At 72.2% G+C, this 17,968-nt stretch carries 16 protein-coding genes; 6 read left to right on the top strand and 10 right to left on the bottom strand.

Translation table 11 applies throughout. The features are described 5' to 3' along the window. Positions 1-12: 12 nt before the first annotated feature. Both MQP27_RS31630 and MQP27_RS31635 read left to right on the top strand, forming a co-directional pair. Positions 13-762, top strand: a complete 750-nt coding sequence (locus MQP27_RS31630; RefSeq protein WP_372511362.1) for a molybdopterin-dependent oxidoreductase — start codon at positions 13-15, stop codon at positions 760-762. Further along, entirely contained in the window at positions 746-1,372 is a 627-nt protein-coding gene (locus MQP27_RS31635; protein ID WP_242770227.1) for a cytochrome b/b6 domain-containing protein, read from the top strand. The genes MQP27_RS31630 and MQP27_RS31635 overlap by 17 nt, the downstream gene beginning before the upstream one ends. On the opposite strand, the gene MQP27_RS31640 is transcribed toward MQP27_RS31635, so the two are convergent. The 5 genes from MQP27_RS31640 to MQP27_RS31660 form a co-directional block, all read right to left on the bottom strand. Continuing rightward, positions 1,283-2,353 carry a hypothetical protein gene (locus MQP27_RS31640; RefSeq protein WP_242770230.1) on the bottom strand — a complete coding sequence of 357 codons (1,071 nt, stop codon included), beginning with the start codon at positions 2,351-2,353 and terminating at the stop codon, positions 1,283-1,285. The genes MQP27_RS31635 and MQP27_RS31640 overlap by 90 nt on opposite strands. 112 nt (positions 2,354-2,465) lie before the next feature. Beyond that, entirely contained in the window at positions 2,466-3,488 is a 1,023-nt protein-coding gene (locus MQP27_RS31645; protein WP_242770233.1) for an L-idonate 5-dehydrogenase, read from the bottom strand. A gap of 14 nt (positions 3,489-3,502) precedes the next feature. Continuing rightward, a complete protein-coding gene (locus MQP27_RS31650) occupies positions 3,503-4,261 on the bottom strand; it encodes an SDR family oxidoreductase (RefSeq protein WP_242770236.1) in 759 nt (252 codons plus the stop codon). A 10-nt stretch (positions 4,262-4,271) separates the two neighbouring features. Beyond that, positions 4,272-5,669 carry a GntP family permease gene (locus MQP27_RS31655; protein WP_242770239.1) on the bottom strand — a complete coding sequence of 466 codons (1,398 nt, stop codon included), beginning with the start codon at positions 5,667-5,669 and terminating at the stop codon, positions 4,272-4,274. 45 nt (positions 5,670-5,714) lie between these two features. Next, a complete protein-coding gene (locus MQP27_RS31660) occupies positions 5,715-6,233 on the bottom strand; it encodes a gluconokinase (RefSeq protein WP_242770242.1) in 519 nt (172 codons plus the stop codon). A gap of 142 nt (positions 6,234-6,375) precedes the next feature. On the opposite strand from MQP27_RS31660, the gene MQP27_RS31665 reads away from it, so the two are divergent. After that, positions 6,376-7,077: a FadR/GntR family transcriptional regulator gene (locus MQP27_RS31665; RefSeq protein ID WP_242770245.1), complete on the top strand. Its 702-nt coding sequence runs from the start codon at positions 6,376-6,378 to the stop codon at positions 7,075-7,077. Positions 7,078-7,087: 10 nt separating this feature from the next. On the opposite strand, the gene MQP27_RS31670 is transcribed toward MQP27_RS31665, so the two are convergent. The 5 genes from MQP27_RS31670 to MQP27_RS31690 form a co-directional block, all read right to left on the bottom strand. Then, the gene (locus MQP27_RS31670; protein WP_242770248.1) at positions 7,088-7,477 is read right to left on the bottom strand and encodes a YchJ family protein; all 390 of its coding nucleotides are present in this window, start codon (positions 7,475-7,477) and stop codon (positions 7,088-7,090) included. A gap of 16 nt (positions 7,478-7,493) precedes the next feature. After that, a complete protein-coding gene (locus tag MQP27_RS31675) occupies positions 7,494-8,864 on the bottom strand; it encodes a M1 family metallopeptidase (RefSeq protein WP_242770251.1) in 1,371 nt (456 codons plus the stop codon). 77 nt (positions 8,865-8,941) lie between these two features. After that, entirely contained in the window at positions 8,942-12,808 is a 3,867-nt protein-coding gene (locus MQP27_RS31680) for a Pls/PosA family non-ribosomal peptide synthetase (RefSeq protein ID WP_242770254.1), read from the bottom strand. A gap of 274 nt (positions 12,809-13,082) precedes the next feature. After that, the gene (locus tag MQP27_RS31685) at positions 13,083-14,621 is read right to left on the bottom strand and encodes an MFS transporter (RefSeq protein WP_242770257.1); all 1,539 of its coding nucleotides are present in this window, start codon (positions 14,619-14,621) and stop codon (positions 13,083-13,085) included. Beyond that, positions 14,618-15,037 (bottom strand): DUF4188 domain-containing protein, encoded by a 420-nt coding sequence (locus MQP27_RS31690; RefSeq protein WP_242770260.1) that lies wholly within the window; start codon positions 15,035-15,037, stop codon positions 14,618-14,620. Before MQP27_RS31690 ends, MQP27_RS31685 begins: the two co-directional genes overlap by 4 nt. A gap of 368 nt (positions 15,038-15,405) precedes the next feature. Here MQP27_RS31690 and MQP27_RS31695 point away from each other — a divergent pair, with 368 nt between their 5' ends. The 3 genes from MQP27_RS31695 (at position 15,406) to MQP27_RS31705 (ending at position 17,947) form a co-directional block, all read left to right on the top strand. Beyond that, positions 15,406-16,698, top strand: a complete 1,293-nt coding sequence (locus tag MQP27_RS31695) for an NAD(P)/FAD-dependent oxidoreductase (RefSeq protein ID WP_242770263.1) — start codon at positions 15,406-15,408, stop codon at positions 16,696-16,698. Positions 16,699-16,782: 84 nt separating this feature from the next. Next, a complete protein-coding gene (locus MQP27_RS31700; RefSeq protein ID WP_242770266.1) occupies positions 16,783-17,049 on the top strand; it encodes an acyl carrier protein in 267 nt (88 codons plus the stop codon). Then, positions 17,033-17,947: a thioesterase domain-containing protein gene (locus MQP27_RS31705; protein ID WP_242770269.1), complete on the top strand. Its 915-nt coding sequence runs from the start codon at positions 17,033-17,035 to the stop codon at positions 17,945-17,947. The genes MQP27_RS31700 and MQP27_RS31705 overlap by 17 nt, the downstream gene beginning before the upstream one ends. Positions 17,948-17,968: the final 21 nt, after the last annotated feature.

The raw sequence follows: 17,968 nt of genomic DNA on the forward strand, positions 1-17,968 counted from the left end.
CGAATGGAAAACGTGAACCCCGAACAATCCGAGGAGCCGGGCGAGCCCCAGCCGCCGGAACGAGGCACTCCGGTCGGCCGCCGGGTCCTGCTCGGCACCATCGGCCTGGGCGCCCTCGGCGTGGTCGCCGCGCCCAGCCTGCAGCGCGCCCTGGAGGGCTTCCTCGGCGCCGCGGCCGACAAGGACCCCACCGGCCTGACGGGCCTGCTGCCCAACGGCGGCGGCTTCCGCTACTACTCGGTGGCCTCCTCCGTACCGCACAAGAACGCCACGAACTACCGCCTCACCGTCGACGGCCTGGTCGACCGCCCGAAGACCTACACGCTCGACGACCTGCGCGCCCTGCCCCAGACGAAGCTGGTCAAGGACGTCCAGTGCGTCACCGGCTGGCGGGTCCCGGACACGCCGTTCGAGGGGGTGCGGCTGTCCCGGCTGCTGGACGCCGCGGGAGTGCGCGCCAAGGCCGGGGCGGTCCGCTTCACCTGCTTCGACGGCACCTACACCGAGAGCCTCACCCTCGACCAGGCCCGCCGCTCCGACATCCTGGTCGCGCTGCGCATGCAGAACAAGGACATCGGCCACGCCCACGGCGGCCCGGTCCGCCTCTACGTGGCGCCCATGTACTTCTACAAGTCCGCCAAGTGGCTCTCCGGGATCCACGTCACCGAGAAGGTCGAGCCGGGCTACTGGGAGCATCTGGGCTACGACGTCGACGCCTGGGTCGGCAGGTCGAACGGGCGGGACGATGACCCTACGAGCTGAGGCACACACCCCGCCCGCCACCGAGGTCCGCCGCTTCGGACCGGCGCAGAAGTGGGTCCACCGCACGACCGCCGCGCTGATGGGCGTCTGCGTCGTGACGGCCGCCTTCCTGTACGTCCCCGAGCTCGCCGAACTCGTCGGCCGCCGCGAGCTGGTGGTCCGCATCCACGAGTGCGCCGGGCTCGCCCTGCCGGTGCCCGTCCTCGCCGGCCTGGTCTCCCGCGCCTTCCGCGCCGACCTGGGCCACCTCAACCGCTTCGGCCCGCACGACAAGGTGTGGCTGCGCGCCGCCCTGCGCCGCGACAAGCGGCGGTCGCAGCGGCCGGCGGCGAAGTTCAACGCCGGGCAGAAGATCTACGCCGCCTGGATCGCCGGCGCCTCGCTGGTGATGCTCGGCACGGGCCTGATCATGTGGTTCACCCACCTCACCCCGATCATGTGGCGCACCAGCGCGACCTTCGTCCACGACTGGCTCGCCCTCACCATCGGCATCGTCCTCGCCGGGCACATCGGGATGGCACTAGGGGACCCGGAGGCCCGCAGCGGGTTGCGCACCGGGAAGGTGAGCCGGGAGTGGGCCCAGCGAGAACATCCCCTCTGGCGTCCCTGAAGAGGCGTCGGGCGACGGCAGCACAGCCGGCGACCCGACCGTGAGGACATCGGGCAGCCGCGCCTCGGCGGCGCCGTACCGGACCACCACGTCGGCCTTCTTCGTGTAGTCGTCGAGCGGCGGTACGACGACGGACAGCACGAGTTCGTCGCCCGCCGCGGACTTCAGCACCGGCGGCACGGGCACCTGCCTGCCGCCGATCAGCACACTCCCGAACCGCAGGAGCTCGGCGGGATCGAAGTACGTGCCGCGCAGGTCGACGTCGACCACGTCACCCGGCTCGGCGTCGGCGGGGGCCACCCCGGCGACGCGGTAGGAGCACGCCGGTGCGCCGCCGGAGGAGGCCTTCAACCGGACGGTGGCGGACGGGTGTTGGCGGTGGAAGTCGAGCAGCCCTCCCAGCACGGCGTAGGCGGCGCGCCCCTTGCAGGTGTCCGCCTTCCCGGTCAGGGCGGCGTACTCCTTGGTCGCCGTGTCCCAGCTGCCGCCCTGGCCCTGCACGGCGAGGCAGGCCGAGGCGAGGGCGCGCAGCAGCCGCCACTCCGGGTCCGCCGAGGTGGGCGGGATGGAGCTGAGGGCCGCCCGGCACTGGCCGGGGTCGCGGAGCTGGTCGTAGACGCTCGACGGGTCGGGCGTGGGATCGCTGTTGGGCGAGACCGGGCCCGGCGGGAGCCAACTCGGTGTCAGCAGGGGCTTATTGGTGGGGGTGGCGCTCGGGGCCTGTGTGCTGCGGTGGGTGTGGGTCGGGGTGTCCTGCGGGACGGTGGCGCTCGCCTCGCCCGCGGGGGACTGGTGCGGGGTGGGGGACGCGGGTGCCGTGTGGGCCTGGGCCTCGTCGGATGGGCCCACGGTCACGACGGTGCTGCCGCCGCCCCCGCCGTCCGGCGTGTCACTTCCGTCACCGCCGAAGGCCGCGACGGCCACCGCAACCGCCCCCACCACGAGCAGCCCCGAGATGCGCACCCCGAGGGAAACCGCCATGACGCCCCCCGAACACGGTCGGCCCCTGGAGGTCCCATGTCCAGGGGTCACCTCATCATCGGGCCGACGATGGCCCCACGGAACCCGCTTTGGGATGATCCTTGGGGAAAATTCAGCTTCGGAAATCGATCAGAACCTTGCAGGAACGGCTCCGGTCGGCCGCGAGGGCGAACGCCGACTCCGCCTCCCGGACCGGGATCACCGCGCTGACCAGGGCGTCGAACGACGGCTCGGCGGCGAGCAGTTCCAGCGCCGCGTCGAACTCCCCGTCGAAGCGGAACGCCCCGCGCAGTTCGATCTCCCGGCTCACGACCAGATTCCCGGCGAACGGCGACTGCCCCGGCGGCAGCATCCCGAGCTGCACCACCACACCCCCGCGCCGCACCAGCCGCAGACACGTGTCCAGCCCGGCGGCGACCCCGGAAGCCTCCACGGCCACGTCCACCTCGTCCTCCTCGGCCGGCCACCCGGCATCATCCGGATCATCGGCCCGTACGACGGTGTCGGCGCCGGCGGCGCGCGCGTACCGCAGCGCCTCCGGCAGCAGGTCGGTCACCGTCACCCGAGCCGCACCGGCCGCCCTCGCCGCCGCGACCACCAGGCAGCCGATGGGTCCGGCGCCGGTGACGAGGACGTGCTTCCCGGCGACCTCCCCGGCCCGCCGCACCGCGTGCAGCGCGACGGACAGGGGCTCGGCGAGAGCGGCCCGACGCAGGCCGAGACCCGCCGGAACCGGCCTCAACTGCTCGGCCGGTACGGCCACTTGGGCCGCGAACCCGCCCTGGACGTGCGGGAAGCGGGCCGCGCTGCCGAGGTAGCGGGTGTCCCGGCAGACGTTCCGCCGCCCGTCGGCGCACTCCGGGCACGCCCCGCACGGCGTGGCGGGGTGCACCGCGACGGCCGTACCGGGAACCGGACCCGAGGCACCGGCGCCGTACGAGACGACCGTCCCGACCACCTCGTGCCCGAGCACCATCGGCTCCCTGAGCCGGAAGTCACCGACCCCGCCGTGCCGCCAGTAGTGCAGGTCGGAGCCGCAGACCCCGCCGTACCGCACGGCGACGAGCGCCTGCCCGGGGCCCGGCGCGGGGACGGTCAGCTCCTCGACCCGCAGGTCGCCCCGACCGTGGATCACGCAACCGAGAGTCGTCACAGCACGCTCGTCATTCCGCCGTCGACGTACAGGATCTGCCCGCTGACGAAGTCCGCGGCGGGCGAGGCCAGGAAGAGCACCCCGCCCACCAGGTCCTGGGTGCGGCCCCAGCGCCCCGCCGGGGTGCGGCGGCGCACCCAGGTGCTGAACTCCTCGTCCTCGACGAGGGCTTGGGTCAGCTCGGTCTCGATGTAGCCGGGGCCCAGACCGTTGACCTGAACGCCGTGCGGGCCCCAGTCGGCGCACATGCCCTTGGTGAGCATCTTCAGCGCGCCCTTGGTGGCCGCGTAGGGCGCGATGCCGGGGCGGACCACCTCGCTCTGCAGCGAACAGATGTTGACGATCTTTCCGTGGCCGCGTTCCGTCATCCGGCGGGCCGCCTCCCGGCCGACCAGGAAGGCGCTGGTCAGGTTGGTGTCCAGGATGCGGTGCCAGTCGGAGTCGGTGAACTCCAGGAGCGGGGCGCGCAGTTGCATGCCCGCGTTGTTGACCAGGATGTCGAGCGGGCCGACCCGCTGTTCGACATCGGCGATGCCGGCCGCGACCGACGGGCCGTCGGTCACGTCGAAGACGGCCGTGTGGACGTCCCCCGGCAGTTCGGCCGCCGCCTCGGTGAGGCGGCCGGCGTCCCGTCCGTTGAGGACCACCGTGCAGCCGGCCTCGGCGAGGCCGCGGGCCAGGGCGAGGCCGATGCCGCGGCTGGAGCCGGTGACCAGGGCCGTACGGCCGCTGATGTCGAACAGCGGATGACTCATTCCCGTACCCCTAGATGATCAGCGACAGAAGCAGGACCAGTCCGCCCGCGACCACCGAGATGATCGTCTCCATGACGGACCAGGTCTTGATGGTCTGGCCGACGTTCAGGCCGAAGTACTCCTTGACCAGCCAGAAACCGGCGTCGTTGACATGGCTGAAGAAGAGTGAGCCGGCGCCGATGGCCAGGACCAGGAGGGCCGTGTGGGTGGTCGACATGTCGGCCGCGAGCGGGGCCACCAGGCCGGCCGCCGAGACCGTCGCCACCGTCGCCGAGCCGGTCGCGAGGCGGATCGCGACCGCGATCAGCCAGGCCAGCAGCAGCGCCGGGATCGACCAGTCCTTGGAGATGTCCAGGATCATCTGGCCCACCCCGGTGTCGATCAGCGTCTGCTTGAAGCCGCCGCCCGCGCCGACGATCAGCAGGATGCCCGCGATGGGCGCGAGCCCCTTCTCGACCAGCGGCGTCAGGCGCTCGCGGCCGAATCCGGCGGGCCGCAACAGGGTGAAGATGCCGACCAGGACGGCGGCGAGCAGGGCGATCAGCGGGGAGCCGACGACGTCGAAGACGCGCTGGGTGAGGTCGGCCGGGTCGTCGATCACGATGTCGACCAGCGCCTTGGAGAGCATCAGGACGACGGGGAGAAGGATCGTGGCGAGGGTCGCGCCGAAGCCGGGGCGCTTCTCCAGCTCCTCGGACGGACGCTGCGGGATCATGCGCTCGGGAGCCGGGACATCCACCCAGCGGGCCGCGAACTTCGAGAACAGCGGGCCCGCGATGATGACCGTCGGGATGGCGATCAGGACGCCGAGGGCCAGGGTCACGCCGAGGTTGGCCTTGACCGCGTCGATCGCGACCAGCGGGCCGGGGTGCGGCGGGACCAGGCCGTGCATCACGGAGAGGCCGGCCAGTGCCGGGATGCCGATGCGCATCAGGGAGTAGTTGCCGCGCTTGGCGACCATCAGCACGACCGGGATCAGCAGCACGACGCCGACCTCGAAGAACAGCGGCAGACCGATGACGGAGGCGATCAGCACCATCGCCCACGGCATGGACCGGCCCCCCGCCTTCGCGAGGATCGTGTCGACGATCTGGTCGGCGCCGCCGGAGTCGGCGAGCATCTTGCCGAGGATCGCGCCGAGCGCGATCAGCACGCCCACGCCGGCGACGGTGGTGCCGAGGCCGGCGGTGAAGCTGGCGATCACCTTGTCGAGAGGCGCTCCGGCGATCGCGCCCAGTGCCAGTGACCCGATGGTCAGCGACAGGAAGGCGTGCAGTTTGAACTGCGTGATGAGCACGACGATGACGGCGATGCCCGCCAGGACGGCGATGCCCAGCTGTGCGTGGCCCGCCGAGGTGATTGGCTCGACGGTGTCCGCTGCCAGCATCTCGACGCTGAGTCTGGTCACGGTGGTTCCCTTGCAGATACGGGGATGGGGGAGGTGGTGCGGGTGCTACCGGGCCGGGTGGGGGAGTGCGCTCAGCGCCTGCACGGCCCGTTCGGTGATCTCCTCGGGGCTGCCGGTGACGTCCACCGCGACGCCCGCCTCGTCCGGCTGGAGCGGCTGGAGCGTGGCGAACTGGGAGTCGAGCAGCGCCGTCGGCATGAAGTGGCCCTGACGGTGTGACATCCGGTCCTCGATCAGGGCGCGGTCGCCCGTCAGATGCACGAAGACGACATCGGGGGCGGCGGCGCGCAGCCGGTCGCGGTACGACCGCTTCAGCGCCGAGCTGCTGACCACCCCGCCGAGCCCCGCCCGGCCGTGCGCCCAGGAGCCGATGGCGTCCAGCCACGGCCACCGGTCGGCGTCGTCGAGCGGTACGCCGGCCGACATCTTGGAGATGTTGGCCTGCGGGTGGAAGTCGTCGCCCTCGGCGTAGGGAACGCCGAGCCGGGCGGCCAGCAGCGGACCGATGGTGGTCTTGCCGGTGCCGGCGACGCCCATGACCACGACGACATGGGGGGTGCTCATCGCTTGCCTCGCTGTCCTCTTCGACATCTGGACGCCATCGGGCGTCGACGCAACTGAAACCGATTAGGTAGGACTAATTCAAGACCCTGTGACGAATAAGTCTGACTTTTTATGGCTGTGACGCGCCACGTACTCTGAGTGCATGAGCACACCGGGCCGGGGGCTGCACGGCCATGTACTGGACACCCTTGGCCCCGCGATCACCGCGGGCGAGTACCCGCCGGGCAGCGTTCTGCGCACGGACGAACTGGCCCAGCGTTTCGACGTGTCACGCTCGGTGATGCGGGAGGCGGTCCGGGTCCTCGAATCCATGCACCTGGTCGAGTCGCGCCGGCGCGTGGGCGTGACGGTGCAGCCGAAGACGGCGTGGAACGTCTACGACCCGCAGGTCATCCGCTGGCGCCTGGAGGGCGCCGACCGACCGCACCAGCTGCGCTCGCTGACCGTGCTGCGCTCGGCGATCGAGCCGGTCGCGGCGGGCCTGGCGGCGAAGCACGCGACCGCGGAACAGTGCGCCGAACTCACCGAGTGCGCGCTCGGCATGGTGGCCAACTCGCGCGGCCACCAGCTGGAGGGCTATCTGATCCACGACATGGCCTTCCACCGGGTGATCCTCACCGCGTCCGGCAACGAGATGTTCGCCCGCCTCGGCGACGTCGTCGCGGAGGTCCTGGCGGGCCGCACCCACCACGAGGTCATGTTCGAGGACCCCGACCCGGCGGCCGTCACCCTCCACGTCCAGGTCGCGGAGGCGGTCCGGGAGGGCGACGCGGCCCGCGCGGAGGAACTGACCCGCGAGATCACGGTGGGGGCACTGCAGGAGCTGGACATCCTGGCGCCCTAGCCGGCGATCGTCAGTCCAGGAACTCCCCGTCCACATAGACCCACGCCCCGTCCACCCGCTCGAACCGGCTGCGCTCGTGCAGGGCGCCGCCCCTGAAGGACGCGCGGAAGGTCACCGTGCCGGTGCCGTGGAATGCCGAACCGTCGGTCGTGGCGAGGATCTCCAGGCCCGTCCAGCGCGCTCCGGGGTCGAGGTCGAGCGTCGCGGGGCGGGTGCGCGGGTGCCAAGTCCGCAGCAGGTACTGCTCGTTGCGCTTCACGAAGGCGCTGTAGCGCGAACGCATCAACGCCTCGGCGGTGGGTGCCGCGGCCTCACCCCGGTGGAATCGGCCACAGCACCTCTCGTACGTCTCCGCGAGACCGCAAGGGCAGGAGGGGGATTGCGAGGTACGTCGGGACATGGTGCCCATTCTCGGTCTACGCCGACTCGGCGTTCGTCGGCGGGTGCGTCGGGCGGGCCGGGACCTGCGTCGGCATCGGGGGGAGCGCCGTGCCGTACACCCAGGCGTCGAACAGGTCGTTCAGCGGCTCGTCCGCGAAGCGGTTCGCGTGGGCTGTGAACGTCGTGGTCGTCACGGCACCGCCCCGGTGCAGTCCCGCCCAGCCGCGCAGCATGCGGAAGAACGCGTCGTCGCCCATCGCGCAGCGCACCGCGTGCACGGTGAGGCCGCCCCGCTCGTAGAGCCGGTCGTCGAACATCGACTTGCGGCCCGGGTCGGCCAGCCGCAGGTCCTGCGGCTGCGCGGACAGCAACCGGTGCGCGGCGGCGGCCAGTTGCTGCGCCGTACGCCCGCCCGAGCGCTCCGACCACAGCCACTCGGCGTACTTGGCGAAGCCCTCGTTCAGCCAGATGTGCCGCCAGTCCGCGATGGACACGCTGTTGCCGAACCACTGGTGCGCCAGCTCGTGCGCCACCAGCCGCTCCGAACCCCGCGCCCCGTCCACGTGGTTGGCGCCGAACAGCGACAACCCCTGCGCCTCGACCGGGACGTCGAGCTCCTCCTCCGTCACCAGCACCGCGTACTCGTCGAACGGGTAGGGCCCGAACAGCTCCTGGAACAGGTCCATCATCTGCGGCTGCCGCGCGAAGTCCCGGGAGAACTCGGGGAGCAGGTGCGCCGGGATGTGGCCGTGCTGCGGCACGCCGCCCGGGCCGGGGTCGCCCAGCAGCACCGTCTGGTACTTGCCGATCGCGAGGCCGACGAGATAGCTCGACGTGGGCGCCGCCTGCTCGTACACCCAGGTCGTCGTGGACGCCTTCGTCGTACGGGTCAGCAGGCGCCCGCCCGCCACCACCGCGTACGCGGACGGCGTGGTGATCGAGATCTGGTACGACGCCTTGTCCGCGGGCCGGTCGTTGCACGGGTACCAGGACGGCGCCCCGATCGGCTGGCTCGCGACCAGCGCCCCGTCCTCCAGCTCCTCCCAGCCGAGCCCGCCCCAGGGGCTGTTGACCGGCTTCGGGTTGCCCGACCAGTGCACCTCGACCGTGAAGGCCGCGCCGGGGCGGACCGGCTTGGCGGGGCGGATGCGGAGGCGGCCACCGCGGTGCGTGTAGTGCGGCTGCCGGCCGTCCACCCGGACCCGGCCGATCTTGAAGCCGGCCAGGTTCAGGGTGAATTCGGACAGCGGCGAGCGGCCCGCTATGGCGTTGATCCGGGCGCTCCCGGCCAGTCGGTTCGGACCTGGGCGGTAGTCCAGCGCGAGCTCGTAGCGGTGCACCCGGTACCGGGAGTCACCGTGCTCCGGAAAATACGGGTCCGACCCCGCCGACTGCTGAACTGCCACTGCCGCTTCTGCTCCCTGCGCTGCGCTGCCACTCAATGACGCCGGTGCCCCGCTCACCGGTTCCGAGTGGCCCGCGCTCAGGGTCGCCATGCCTCGATCGGGTTACCGAGCCAGCGCGTGTCGTCCGGGACGGACTCCGCTGCCATGACGAGCGACGCGGGACCCAGGGTGGTACGGGCCCCGATCGTGCTGCCGGGCAGCACGATCCCGCCAGGGCCCAGCGTGGCGCCCTCACGGAGAACAACAGTATCCGTCCGCAAGATCCGGTCGTGGAAGAGGTGGGTCTGCAGGACGCAGCCGCGGTTCACGGTCGACGCGTCCTCCAGGGTCACCAGATCCGTCTCGGGCAGCCAGTAGCTCTCCACCCACACGCCCTTGCCGATCCGGGCGCCCATACCGCGCAGCCAGCCGGTCATGAGCGGCGTGCCGGGCACCGAGCCGGCCAGCCAGGGCACGGCCACGACCTCGACGAAGGTGTCCGCGAGCTCGTTGCGCCACACGAAGCCGCTCCACAGCGGGTGCTCACCGCTGCGGTGCCGCCCCACCAGCAGCCACTTCGCGACGATCGACACCAGGGCCGCCGTCACACCGGCGGCAAGGAGCACCAGACCGGACAGCAGCGGCGCCCAGGGCCCGAGCAGGCACAGCAGCGCCACCGTGCCGACGGCGAGCGCCGCCGAGCAGAACACCGGCACGATCCGGAACAGCTCGACCAGCCCGCGCGCCCACAGCAGCCGGGCCGGCGGGTCGTAGGTCAGGCTCTGGTCGCCCGTCTCCGCGTTGCGCGGCAGCTTCACCGGCGGCAGCCCCAGGTACGAGCTGCCCTTCTTCGCCTTCTTCGGGGTCGCCGACAGCACGCCCACGAGCCCGCCGTCCGGCACGCTGCGGCCCGGCGCGGTCATCCCGGAGTTCCCGAGGAAGGCCCGCCGCCCGATCTCCGCGCGCCCGATCCGCATCCAGCCGCCACCGAGCTCGTACGGCGCGGTCAGCGTGTCGTCGGCCAGGAACGCGCCTTCGCCGACCGTGGTGAGGCTCGGCAGCGCCAGCACGGTGGACACCTCGGCGCCCCGCCCGATCTTCATGCCGAGCAGCCGCAGCCACACCGGCGTGGCGAGCCCCGCGTACAGCGGGAAGAGGGTCTCGCGGGAGCGGTCCATCAGCTGCGTGACGGTCCAGGCCTGCCAGCCGATCCGGCTGTGCGTGGGGTGCGTGCCCTCCCGCAGGCCGAGGCTCAGCAGCCGCACGCCGATCAGGATCAGCAGCGCGTACGCCGCCCCGAACGCCAGCGTCGCGGGGACCAGGGCGAGCGCGGCACCCTTCAGGGGCGCGTCGGCGTCGATGAAGGCGCGGGCCACCAGGAGGGCGGCGGCGCCCGCGAGCAGCGGCAGCGCGGAGAGCGCGAGGCCCGTCAGGCCGTACATGACCCGCCAGTACGTGCCGCGCTGCGGCCGGTGCTTCGGCCAGTTCCGCTTGGCCTTGCCGAGCTTGACCGCGGGCGCGCCCGCCCAGCGCTGGCCGGTCGGGATCTGCCCGGTGACCGCCGAGCCGGGGGCCACCTCGGCGCGCTTGCCGACGCGGGCGCCAGGGAAGACCATGCTGCGGGTGCCGACGGTGGCGTGCGCGCCGACCTTGACCGTGCCGATCTCCAGCCGGTCGCCGTCCAGCCACCAGCCGGACAGGTCGACCTCGGACTCCACGGCCGCGCCCCGGCCCAGCTTGAGCAGGCCGGTGACCGGCGGCAGCGAGTGCAGGTCGACGTCCTGGCCGACCTTGGCGCCCAGGGCGCGCGCGTACCGCTCCAGCCAGGACCCGGTCAGCGAGGTCGCCCCGCTGAACTCGGCCAGCCGCTCGGCCGCCCACAGCCGCAGGTGGACGCTCCCGCCGCGCGCGTAACGCCCGGGCTGCACGTCCCGCAGCAGCAGCCGCGCGCCGCCCGCGGCGATCGCGAGCCGGCCGGGCGGGGTGAACAGCACGAGCCCGCCGGCCACCAGCGCCCACCAGGGGGCGGTCGGCAGCCAGGAGTAGGCAGGCAGCAGGTTCCCGAGCGCGGCCAGCGGGACCGCCCAGCGCAGGCCGAGCAGCGTGAAGAGCGGGACCAGGAGCAGCAGCTGGACCGCCCTGGCGCGGACCGGCACCGGGGCGATCGTGCGCTGCGCGCCGTCCTCCTGCGCCGACTCCTCCAGGTGGCGGGCCAGCTTGCGCAGGGTGGGCTTCTGGTAGATGTCGACGACGGCGGCGCTCGGGTAGCGGGTGCGCAGCCTCGTCGTCAGCTGGGCGGCGGCCAGGCTGCTGCCGCCGATCGCGAAGAAGTCGTCGCGGGCACTGGTGACCGGGATGCCGAGGACTTCCGTCCACTGCTCGGCGAGCCAGGCCTCGGTGCCGTACAGCTGCTCGGCCGGGCCGCCGGTCTCCAGGCCCTCCAGGGGCCACGGGAGTGCGTTGCGATCCACCTTGCCGGAGGTGCGGGTCGGGAGGTCCGCGACCGGTGCCAGCAGCGGGACGAGGGCCGCGGGCAGCTCGGCGCGCAGCCTCTCGACGGCGGCCGCCTGGTCCCAGCCGTCCTGGGTGACGACGTAACCGACCAGGAGCTGGTTGCCGCCGCGGGCGGTGCGCACGGCGGCCGCGGCGCCCTGGACGCCCGGCAGCGCCTGCAGGGCCGCGTCCACCTCGCCGAGCTCGATCCGGCGCCCGCCGAGCTTGATCTGCTCGTCGGCACGCCCCAGGAACACCAGCCCCTCGGGCTCGGCCTTGACCAGGTCACCGCTGCGGTACGCCCGCTCCCAGCCCAGGGACTCCAGCGGCGCGTACTTCTCCGCGTCCTTCTCGGCGTCCAGGTACCGGGCGAGCCCGACCCCGCCGATCACCAGCTGGCCGCTCTCGCCCATGCGGACCGGAACCCCGGCCTCGTCGACCACGGCCAGTTCGTAGCCGTCCAGCGGCAGCCCGATCCGGATCGGTTCCTCGCCGGACATCAGCGAGGCACAGGCCACCACGGTCGCCTCGGTCGGCCCGTACGTGTTCCAGACCTCGCGGCCCTCGGTGACCAGCCGCTGCACCAGCTCGGGCGGGCAGGCCTCGCCGCCGAAGATCAGCAGGCGTACGTCGTTGAGCGTCTCCGGCTCCCAGAGCGCGGCGAGCGTGGGGACCGTGGACACCACGGTGATCTCCTGCTCGACCAGCCAGGGCCCGAGGTCGGCGCCGCTGCGGACCTGGGAGCGGGGGACCGGCACCAGACAGGCGCCGTAGCGCCAGGCCAGCCACATCTCCTCGCAGGACGCGTCGAAGGCCACCGACAGGCCCGCCATGACCCTGTCACCGGGACCGATCGGGTCCTCGGTCAGGAACAGCGCGGCCTCCGCGTCCACGAACGCGGCGGCACTGCGGTGCGAGACGGCGACACCCTTGGGCTTGCCGGTGGAACCTGACGTGAAGATGATCCACGCGTCGTGCTCGACGCCCGGGCGGGCGGCAGGGACCTCGCTGCGGCCGGTCACGGTGAGTTCGTGCGCGGCGCCGACGACGGCCCGCACCTCGGCCTCCCCGAACACCAACTCGGCCCGCTCGTCCGGGTCCTCGGCGTCCACGGGCACGTAGGCGGCACCGGCGGCGAGGACGGCCAGGATCGCCACGTACAGGTCGTTGGTGCCGGAGGGGACCCGGACACCCACCCGGTCCCCGAGGCCGACTCCGGCCGCGGCGAGCCGGCGCCGCAGCTGCTCGACCTCGCCGGCCAGTTCCCGGTAGGTCAGCTGGACCGAGCCGTCGTCCAGGGCGAGTTCGTCCGGGTAGGAGCGCACGGACGCCTCGAAGATGTCGACGAGCGTGCGCGGGGAGGCCGCCTGACCTCCCGAAAAGCGTGCGGTGTCGCCGAACTGCTGGTGGATCTCAGCGCTGAGCTCTTCGTCGAGCAGGCCGAGAGCGCTGCTCTCGTGTATGGCTGCCATCGGTCCTCGCGTCTCGATCCCGGAAGCCTCCGGGGCGCTGGCGGGCCCGCAGGTCTGCCTGGGGTTGTCCTCCTCCAGCTCCGTAACAAGCCGGAAATTTTAGTACGACGCTAGGTTCCCGCAGTGTGATCGGCCACTCGGGACGTCCGATCGGGCGTGGGGGCAGCCCACTTCGACCTCTCTGACCTGGTGATCTCCGCCCTGGAGAGAGATGCCCCACACTGTGCGTCAGGGACGGTTTCCATAGGGTGTTGAAGGGGTGTCCGGCCGGTGACTAAGGGGTGTTGGGGGAGCGGCGGGCCAGGAGCGCGGCGGCCAGAACTGCGGCGATGCAGGAGACCCCGGCGACCACCCACAGCGCGCTGTGCACACCCTGCGTGAACGCGTCCCCGACCGCGCCGGTTATCCGCGGTGACGAACGGCCCGAGGAACTCCCTCCGCTCCGGGCGACCTGGACCACCTGGTCGATCACCGGCGGCGGCAGACGGTGTTCAGCGAGCTGCGCGGGGAGCGTGTCCAGGAAGCGGACGGCCAGAACCGCGCCCAGGATCGCCGTCGCGAGCACCGAACCGACCTGCCGGAACGCCGTCACCGCCGAGGAGGCCGCGCCCATCTGCGGGCCCTCGACCACCTCGAACGCGGCGGCCGTGGACGGGGCGACCACCAGCCCGCTGCCCAGCCCCGCGAGCACCAGCCCGAGCGCGGTCACGCCGTAGGAGCCGTCCGGCTGTTGACGCAGCAGCACCAGGGCCGCGGCCGTGGTGACGAGCGAGCCCGCCGCCAGCAGCCGGCCCGCGCGGACCCTGCCGGCCAGGCGCTGTGCCGTGGCCGTCGCCGCCACGAAGGCGAGCATCGCGGGCAGCAGCCGTACACCGGTGCCCAAGGGGCCGAAGCCGCGCACCCGTTGCAGGAACAGCACCTCCAGGAAGACCACGCCGACGAACACGAACAGGGCGGCCGCCGCGACGCACAACGCCGCCGTGTAGCGGGCGTTGGCCATCATCCGCACGTCCAGCATCGGGACGGCCCTGCGGCGCTCGGTGACCACCAGGGCGGTCAGCGACACCGCCGCCACCGCGAGCACGGTGACCACCACCGGGTCGTCGTAGCCCGCCCGGCCGCCCACGGCTATGCCGTAGACCAGCGTGGACAGGCCCAGCACCGCCCAGAACTGGCCCGGCAGATCCAGCGGCCGGTCGGGCACCCGGGACTCCGCGACGGCGTACAGCGTCACGGCCACGGTGACCACCGCGAGCGGCGTGTTCACCAGGTACACCGCCCGCCAGCTCCAGGTCTGGAGCAGGGTGCCGCCGAGGAGCGGGCCGACGGCCAGTCCCACGCCCGAGACGGACACCCAGATGGCTATGTAGCGCAGCATGCGGGGCAGGTCGACGAAGAACGTGGTCGTGATGAGGGCCAGCGAGGTGGGCAGGACCAGGGCGCCGCCGAGGCCGCTGATGCCCCGGCCCACCAGCACCTGCGGGTAGGTGTGCGCCGTCGCCACCACCAGGGAGCCGGCCGCTATCAGGACCGTGCCGGTCACGAACACCCGGCGCCGCCCGAACCGCTCGCCCAGCGCCCCGCCCGACAGCACGCAGGCCGCCACCACCAGGGTGTAGGTGCTGGACACCCAGCTCAGGTCGGCGGGCGCCACCCGCATGTCGACCTGGAGGGCACGCAGGGTGGAGATGGCCGCGGTGACCTCGATGAACGACATGAACAGGCCGAGGCAGGCGGCCAGCAGGACGAGACGGCCCCGGGGGACGGCGGCAGCCGGCCGGGCGTCCGCCGTGGTGGCCGAGACCGTGCTCATGTCGACTGCGCCTCCTTCTCGGCCTGTTCGGCGAGGCGGCGCTGCGCCTCGTCCCAGGTGATCGGGAGGCGCTCCTGCTCGGTGTTCCAGAAGACGAACACCGAGCCCTTCATGCCGGGGCGCAGTCCGCGCACGCTCTTCGCGTGCGGGTCGGTGCGGGCGAAGGCGTCCAGCGCCTCCTGGTCACGCCAGGCCGACAGCGTCCAGAACGTGCGCTTGAACGGCTCCGCCTTCAGGGACGCACCGAGCAGCCCGGGCGAACGGCGCACCTGCTGGAAGACCACCAGCGACAGCAGGAAGAACTTCGGCACGCCCAGCAGCGAGCGCAGCTCCAGCCGCGAGGCCATCACCAGCGGTGGCCCGGCGGGCTCGGTGCCGTCCTTCGCGGTACCGGGCATCCAGGGAATCGTCGGCATGAAGGGTCTCCTCGGCAGAGCGGTCGGGGGCAGGCCGTGCGGAAGTGGCGGGTCATTCATAAGAGTCCGCGAGCGCCGCGTTCCGTACACCCCCGCAAGAGTGAATGCGGCGGACTGCGTGCAGTCGCGCCCACGGAGCCCCGTACGCCCGGATCCGGACACCCGGCCCGCCGGCCCATCGGAGCCTTCGATGGCCGATGTCCCCTCGCCGATGCGGCGATTGACCCCGTTTTCCGGGCCGCCCTACCTTGCTCGTACGCCGTCCGCCGGGCAACGCCGCGGACCGCCACCCACCTCAGAGGTATCAGCCCTCTGCGCCTCACCGTGACCGTTCCCGAGAACTGTTCGAGCCGAGGTGCAGCCCTGCCATGACCACCCGTGTCGCTGTCGTCGGAGCCGGGATCTCCGGACTCTCCGCCGCCCACCACCTGCCGGACGACGCCGAAGTCACCGTGTACGAGAGCCAGGACCGCCCCGGCGGCCACGCCCACACCGTGGAAGTCGACGAGGGCGGCCGCACGATCGGCATCGACACGGCCTTCGTGGTCTTCAACGCGCGCACCTACCCGGAACTCACCGCCTTCTTCGAGAAGCTCGGCGCGCCCGCCCTCGACCACACCGGCGGCTTCGACTTCTTCGACCTCGACCGCGGACTCGACTACGGCACCGCCGAGTTCGAGCTGACCGAGGCCGAGATCGCCGCCCGCTACCCGGCCGACTTCCTGCCCCTGTGGCGCGACGCCGAACGCTTCCACCGCGAGGCGCCCCGCGACTTCCTGCGCAAGCGCACGGACCTCTCCCTCGGCGACTACCTGGACCGCGGCGGCTACACCGACGCCTTCAAGTACGGCTACGTCGTCCTGCTCGCCACCGCCGTCTGGTCGGTGCCGGCCGAACTGATCTGGGAGATGCCGGCGACGACCGTGATCGCCTTCTTCATGTCCCACGACCCCGGCGGCCTCGGCGGGCGTTCGGTGGCCTGGAAGACCGTCTCGGGCGGCAGCATCGAGTACGTCCGCCGGGTCGTCGCCGGCATCAACGGCAAGGTCCGCACCGGCGCCGAGGTCACCCGGGTGCGGGAGGAGGCGGACGGGGTCGTCGTCGGCACGGCCGCGGGCGAGGAGAAGTACGACTACGCCGTGCTCGCCGCGCACGCCGACCAGACCCGCGCCGTCCTCGAACACCCCACGCTGCGCCAGGCGGAGATCCTCGGCAAGGTCCGCTACAGCGCCACCCGGGCGATCCTGCACACCGACCCGTCGAGCATGCCGCCGAGCCGGGAGCGCTGGCAGAGCTGGAACTACGGCCTGAAGACCGTCGACGGCCACCCTCGCACCTGGGTCGCCTACTACATGAACTCCCTGCAGGGCTTCACCGCCGAGCACGACTACTTCGTCACCCTCGACTCGCCGATCGCCCCGCGCGACGAACTCGTCGTACGCGAACTGCCGTTCACCCACCCGGTCATCGATCTGGAAGTACGGGCCATGCAGCGCACGATCTACGACGTCAACGCGCCCGGCGGCCGCATCAAGCTGGCCGGCTCCTACTTCCACGCGCCGCGTATCGGCGTCGACCTCATCGGCTCCCACGAGGCCGGATTCGTCTCCGGGCGCAAGGCCGCCGAGGCCGTCGCGCGCGAGATGCGGACCCGTCACTGAACCGCACAGCAGGAAACAGAAGGCACAGCAGAAAACAAAAGGCACAGCAGGAAACAGAAGGCACAGAAGGAACAGGGGAATTCCATGCAGCGTGTCACCGCCGAAGAGGCCCGGGCCTGGCTGGTCGAGAAGCTCGCGATCCGGCTCGGGGTCGGACCGGAGCAGATCGACGTCGAGCGCTACTTCGACGAGTTCGACCTGGACTCGACGGAGGCGCTGATCCTCGCGGGCGAGCTGGAGAAGTGGCTCGGCTTCGAACTGGAGGCCACGGCGCTCTGGTACCACCCGACGATCGCCGCCCTGTCCGAGCACATCGCCGAGGAGAGCGACCGCCATGTCGCAGCGGCCTGAGCAGGCCGTACGACGTCAACGGGGGCCGGAACAGCGCCTGTTGACGCCCCTCGGTCCGCCCCGTCCGGACGCGGCCAGGACAGTCGTCGCCGTCCACCCGGGCGCCCTGCCGGCCGGCGTCTGGCAGACGGCCCTGGCCCGGCTGCCCGAGGACGGCGCACCGCACCTGCTCGACCTCGGCACCGTCCCGGAGTACTTCGCCGCCGCCCTGGTGCCGACCCTGTCCGTCATCGGCGTCCGCGAACTCGCCGAACGCTGCCTGACCGAACTGACCGAAGCGGGGCTCACCGAGCGGCCGTTCACACTCGTCGGCTGGTCGTTCGGGGGAGTGGTGGCGTACGAGATCGCCGCCCGCCTCGACGGCCAGGGGCTCGGCGACCGCGTCGAGGACCTCGTCGTGCTCGACTCGATCGCGCCCGTCGCCGCGTTCCAGCGGCCGGAGGAAGAGCTCCGGCCCGCCATGCTCCTCGGCTGGTTCGCGATGTACCTGGGCGCCAAGCGCCGCCGTCGGCTCACCCTGGCGCCGGGCGCCCTGGAAGGCCTCGGTGAGCAGGACGGACTGGGCGTGCTGCTCACCGAGGCGACCGCCCAGGGAGTCCTGCCCGACGGCACCGAACCGGCCGGGCTGCGCAAGCTGTACACCGCGTTCCACACCGGACTCGTCCGCAACAACCGGTGCACCGTCGGCTACCTGCCAGCCCCGCTCGACCGCACCGTCACCGTCGTCAAGCCCGAGGGCTCCCTGCTGCCCGACAGCCCGGACCTCGGCTGGACCGAGCTGAGCGGACGTCCGATCCGCCGACTGCCGGTCCCCGGCGACCACTACACGATGCTCCAGGAACCGGAGACCGCGGACGCCCTCGCCGCCCTGCTCACCACCGGCTCCCCAACCCGCTGAGCCCACCCACCACTTGACGTA

Origin of the sequence: Streptomyces cylindrosporus (assembly GCF_022698165.1) — a bacterium.
Lineage (GTDB): Bacteria > Actinomycetota > Actinomycetes > Streptomycetales > Streptomycetaceae > Streptomyces > Streptomyces cylindrosporus.

What these genes read in the sequence shown, in the direction of transcription:
- MQP27_RS31635 (WP_242770227.1), top strand. Translation starts at nt 746, where the DNA reads ATGACCCTACGAGCTGAGGCACACACCCCGCCCGCCACCGAGGTCCGC.
- MQP27_RS31640 (WP_242770230.1), bottom strand. Translation starts at nt 2,353, where the DNA reads ATGGCGGTTTCCCTCGGGGTGCGCATCTCGGGGCTGCTCGTGGTGGGG.
- MQP27_RS31690 (WP_242770260.1), bottom strand. Translation starts at nt 15,037, where the DNA reads ATGCCGACGATTCCCTGGATGCCCGGTACCGCGAAGGACGGCACCGAG.
- MQP27_RS31705 (WP_242770269.1), top strand. Translation starts at nt 17,033, where the DNA reads ATGTCGCAGCGGCCTGAGCAGGCCGTACGACGTCAACGGGGGCCGGAA.
- MQP27_RS31665 (WP_242770245.1), top strand. Translation starts at nt 6,376, where the DNA reads ATGAGCACACCGGGCCGGGGGCTGCACGGCCATGTACTGGACACCCTT.
- MQP27_RS31660 (WP_242770242.1), bottom strand. Translation starts at nt 6,233, where the DNA reads ATGAGCACCCCCCATGTCGTCGTGGTCATGGGCGTCGCCGGCACCGGC.
- MQP27_RS31695 (WP_242770263.1), top strand. Translation starts at nt 15,406, where the DNA reads ATGACCACCCGTGTCGCTGTCGTCGGAGCCGGGATCTCCGGACTCTCC.
- MQP27_RS31685 (WP_242770257.1), bottom strand. Translation starts at nt 14,621, where the DNA reads ATGAGCACGGTCTCGGCCACCACGGCGGACGCCCGGCCGGCTGCCGCC.
- MQP27_RS31680 (WP_242770254.1), bottom strand. Translation starts at nt 12,808, where the DNA reads ATGGCAGCCATACACGAGAGCAGCGCTCTCGGCCTGCTCGACGAAGAG.
- MQP27_RS31670 (WP_242770248.1), bottom strand. Translation starts at nt 7,477, where the DNA reads ATGTCCCGACGTACCTCGCAATCCCCCTCCTGCCCTTGCGGTCTCGCG.
- MQP27_RS31700 (WP_242770266.1), top strand. Translation starts at nt 16,783, where the DNA reads ATGCAGCGTGTCACCGCCGAAGAGGCCCGGGCCTGGCTGGTCGAGAAG.
- MQP27_RS31650 (WP_242770236.1), bottom strand. Translation starts at nt 4,261, where the DNA reads ATGAGTCATCCGCTGTTCGACATCAGCGGCCGTACGGCCCTGGTCACC.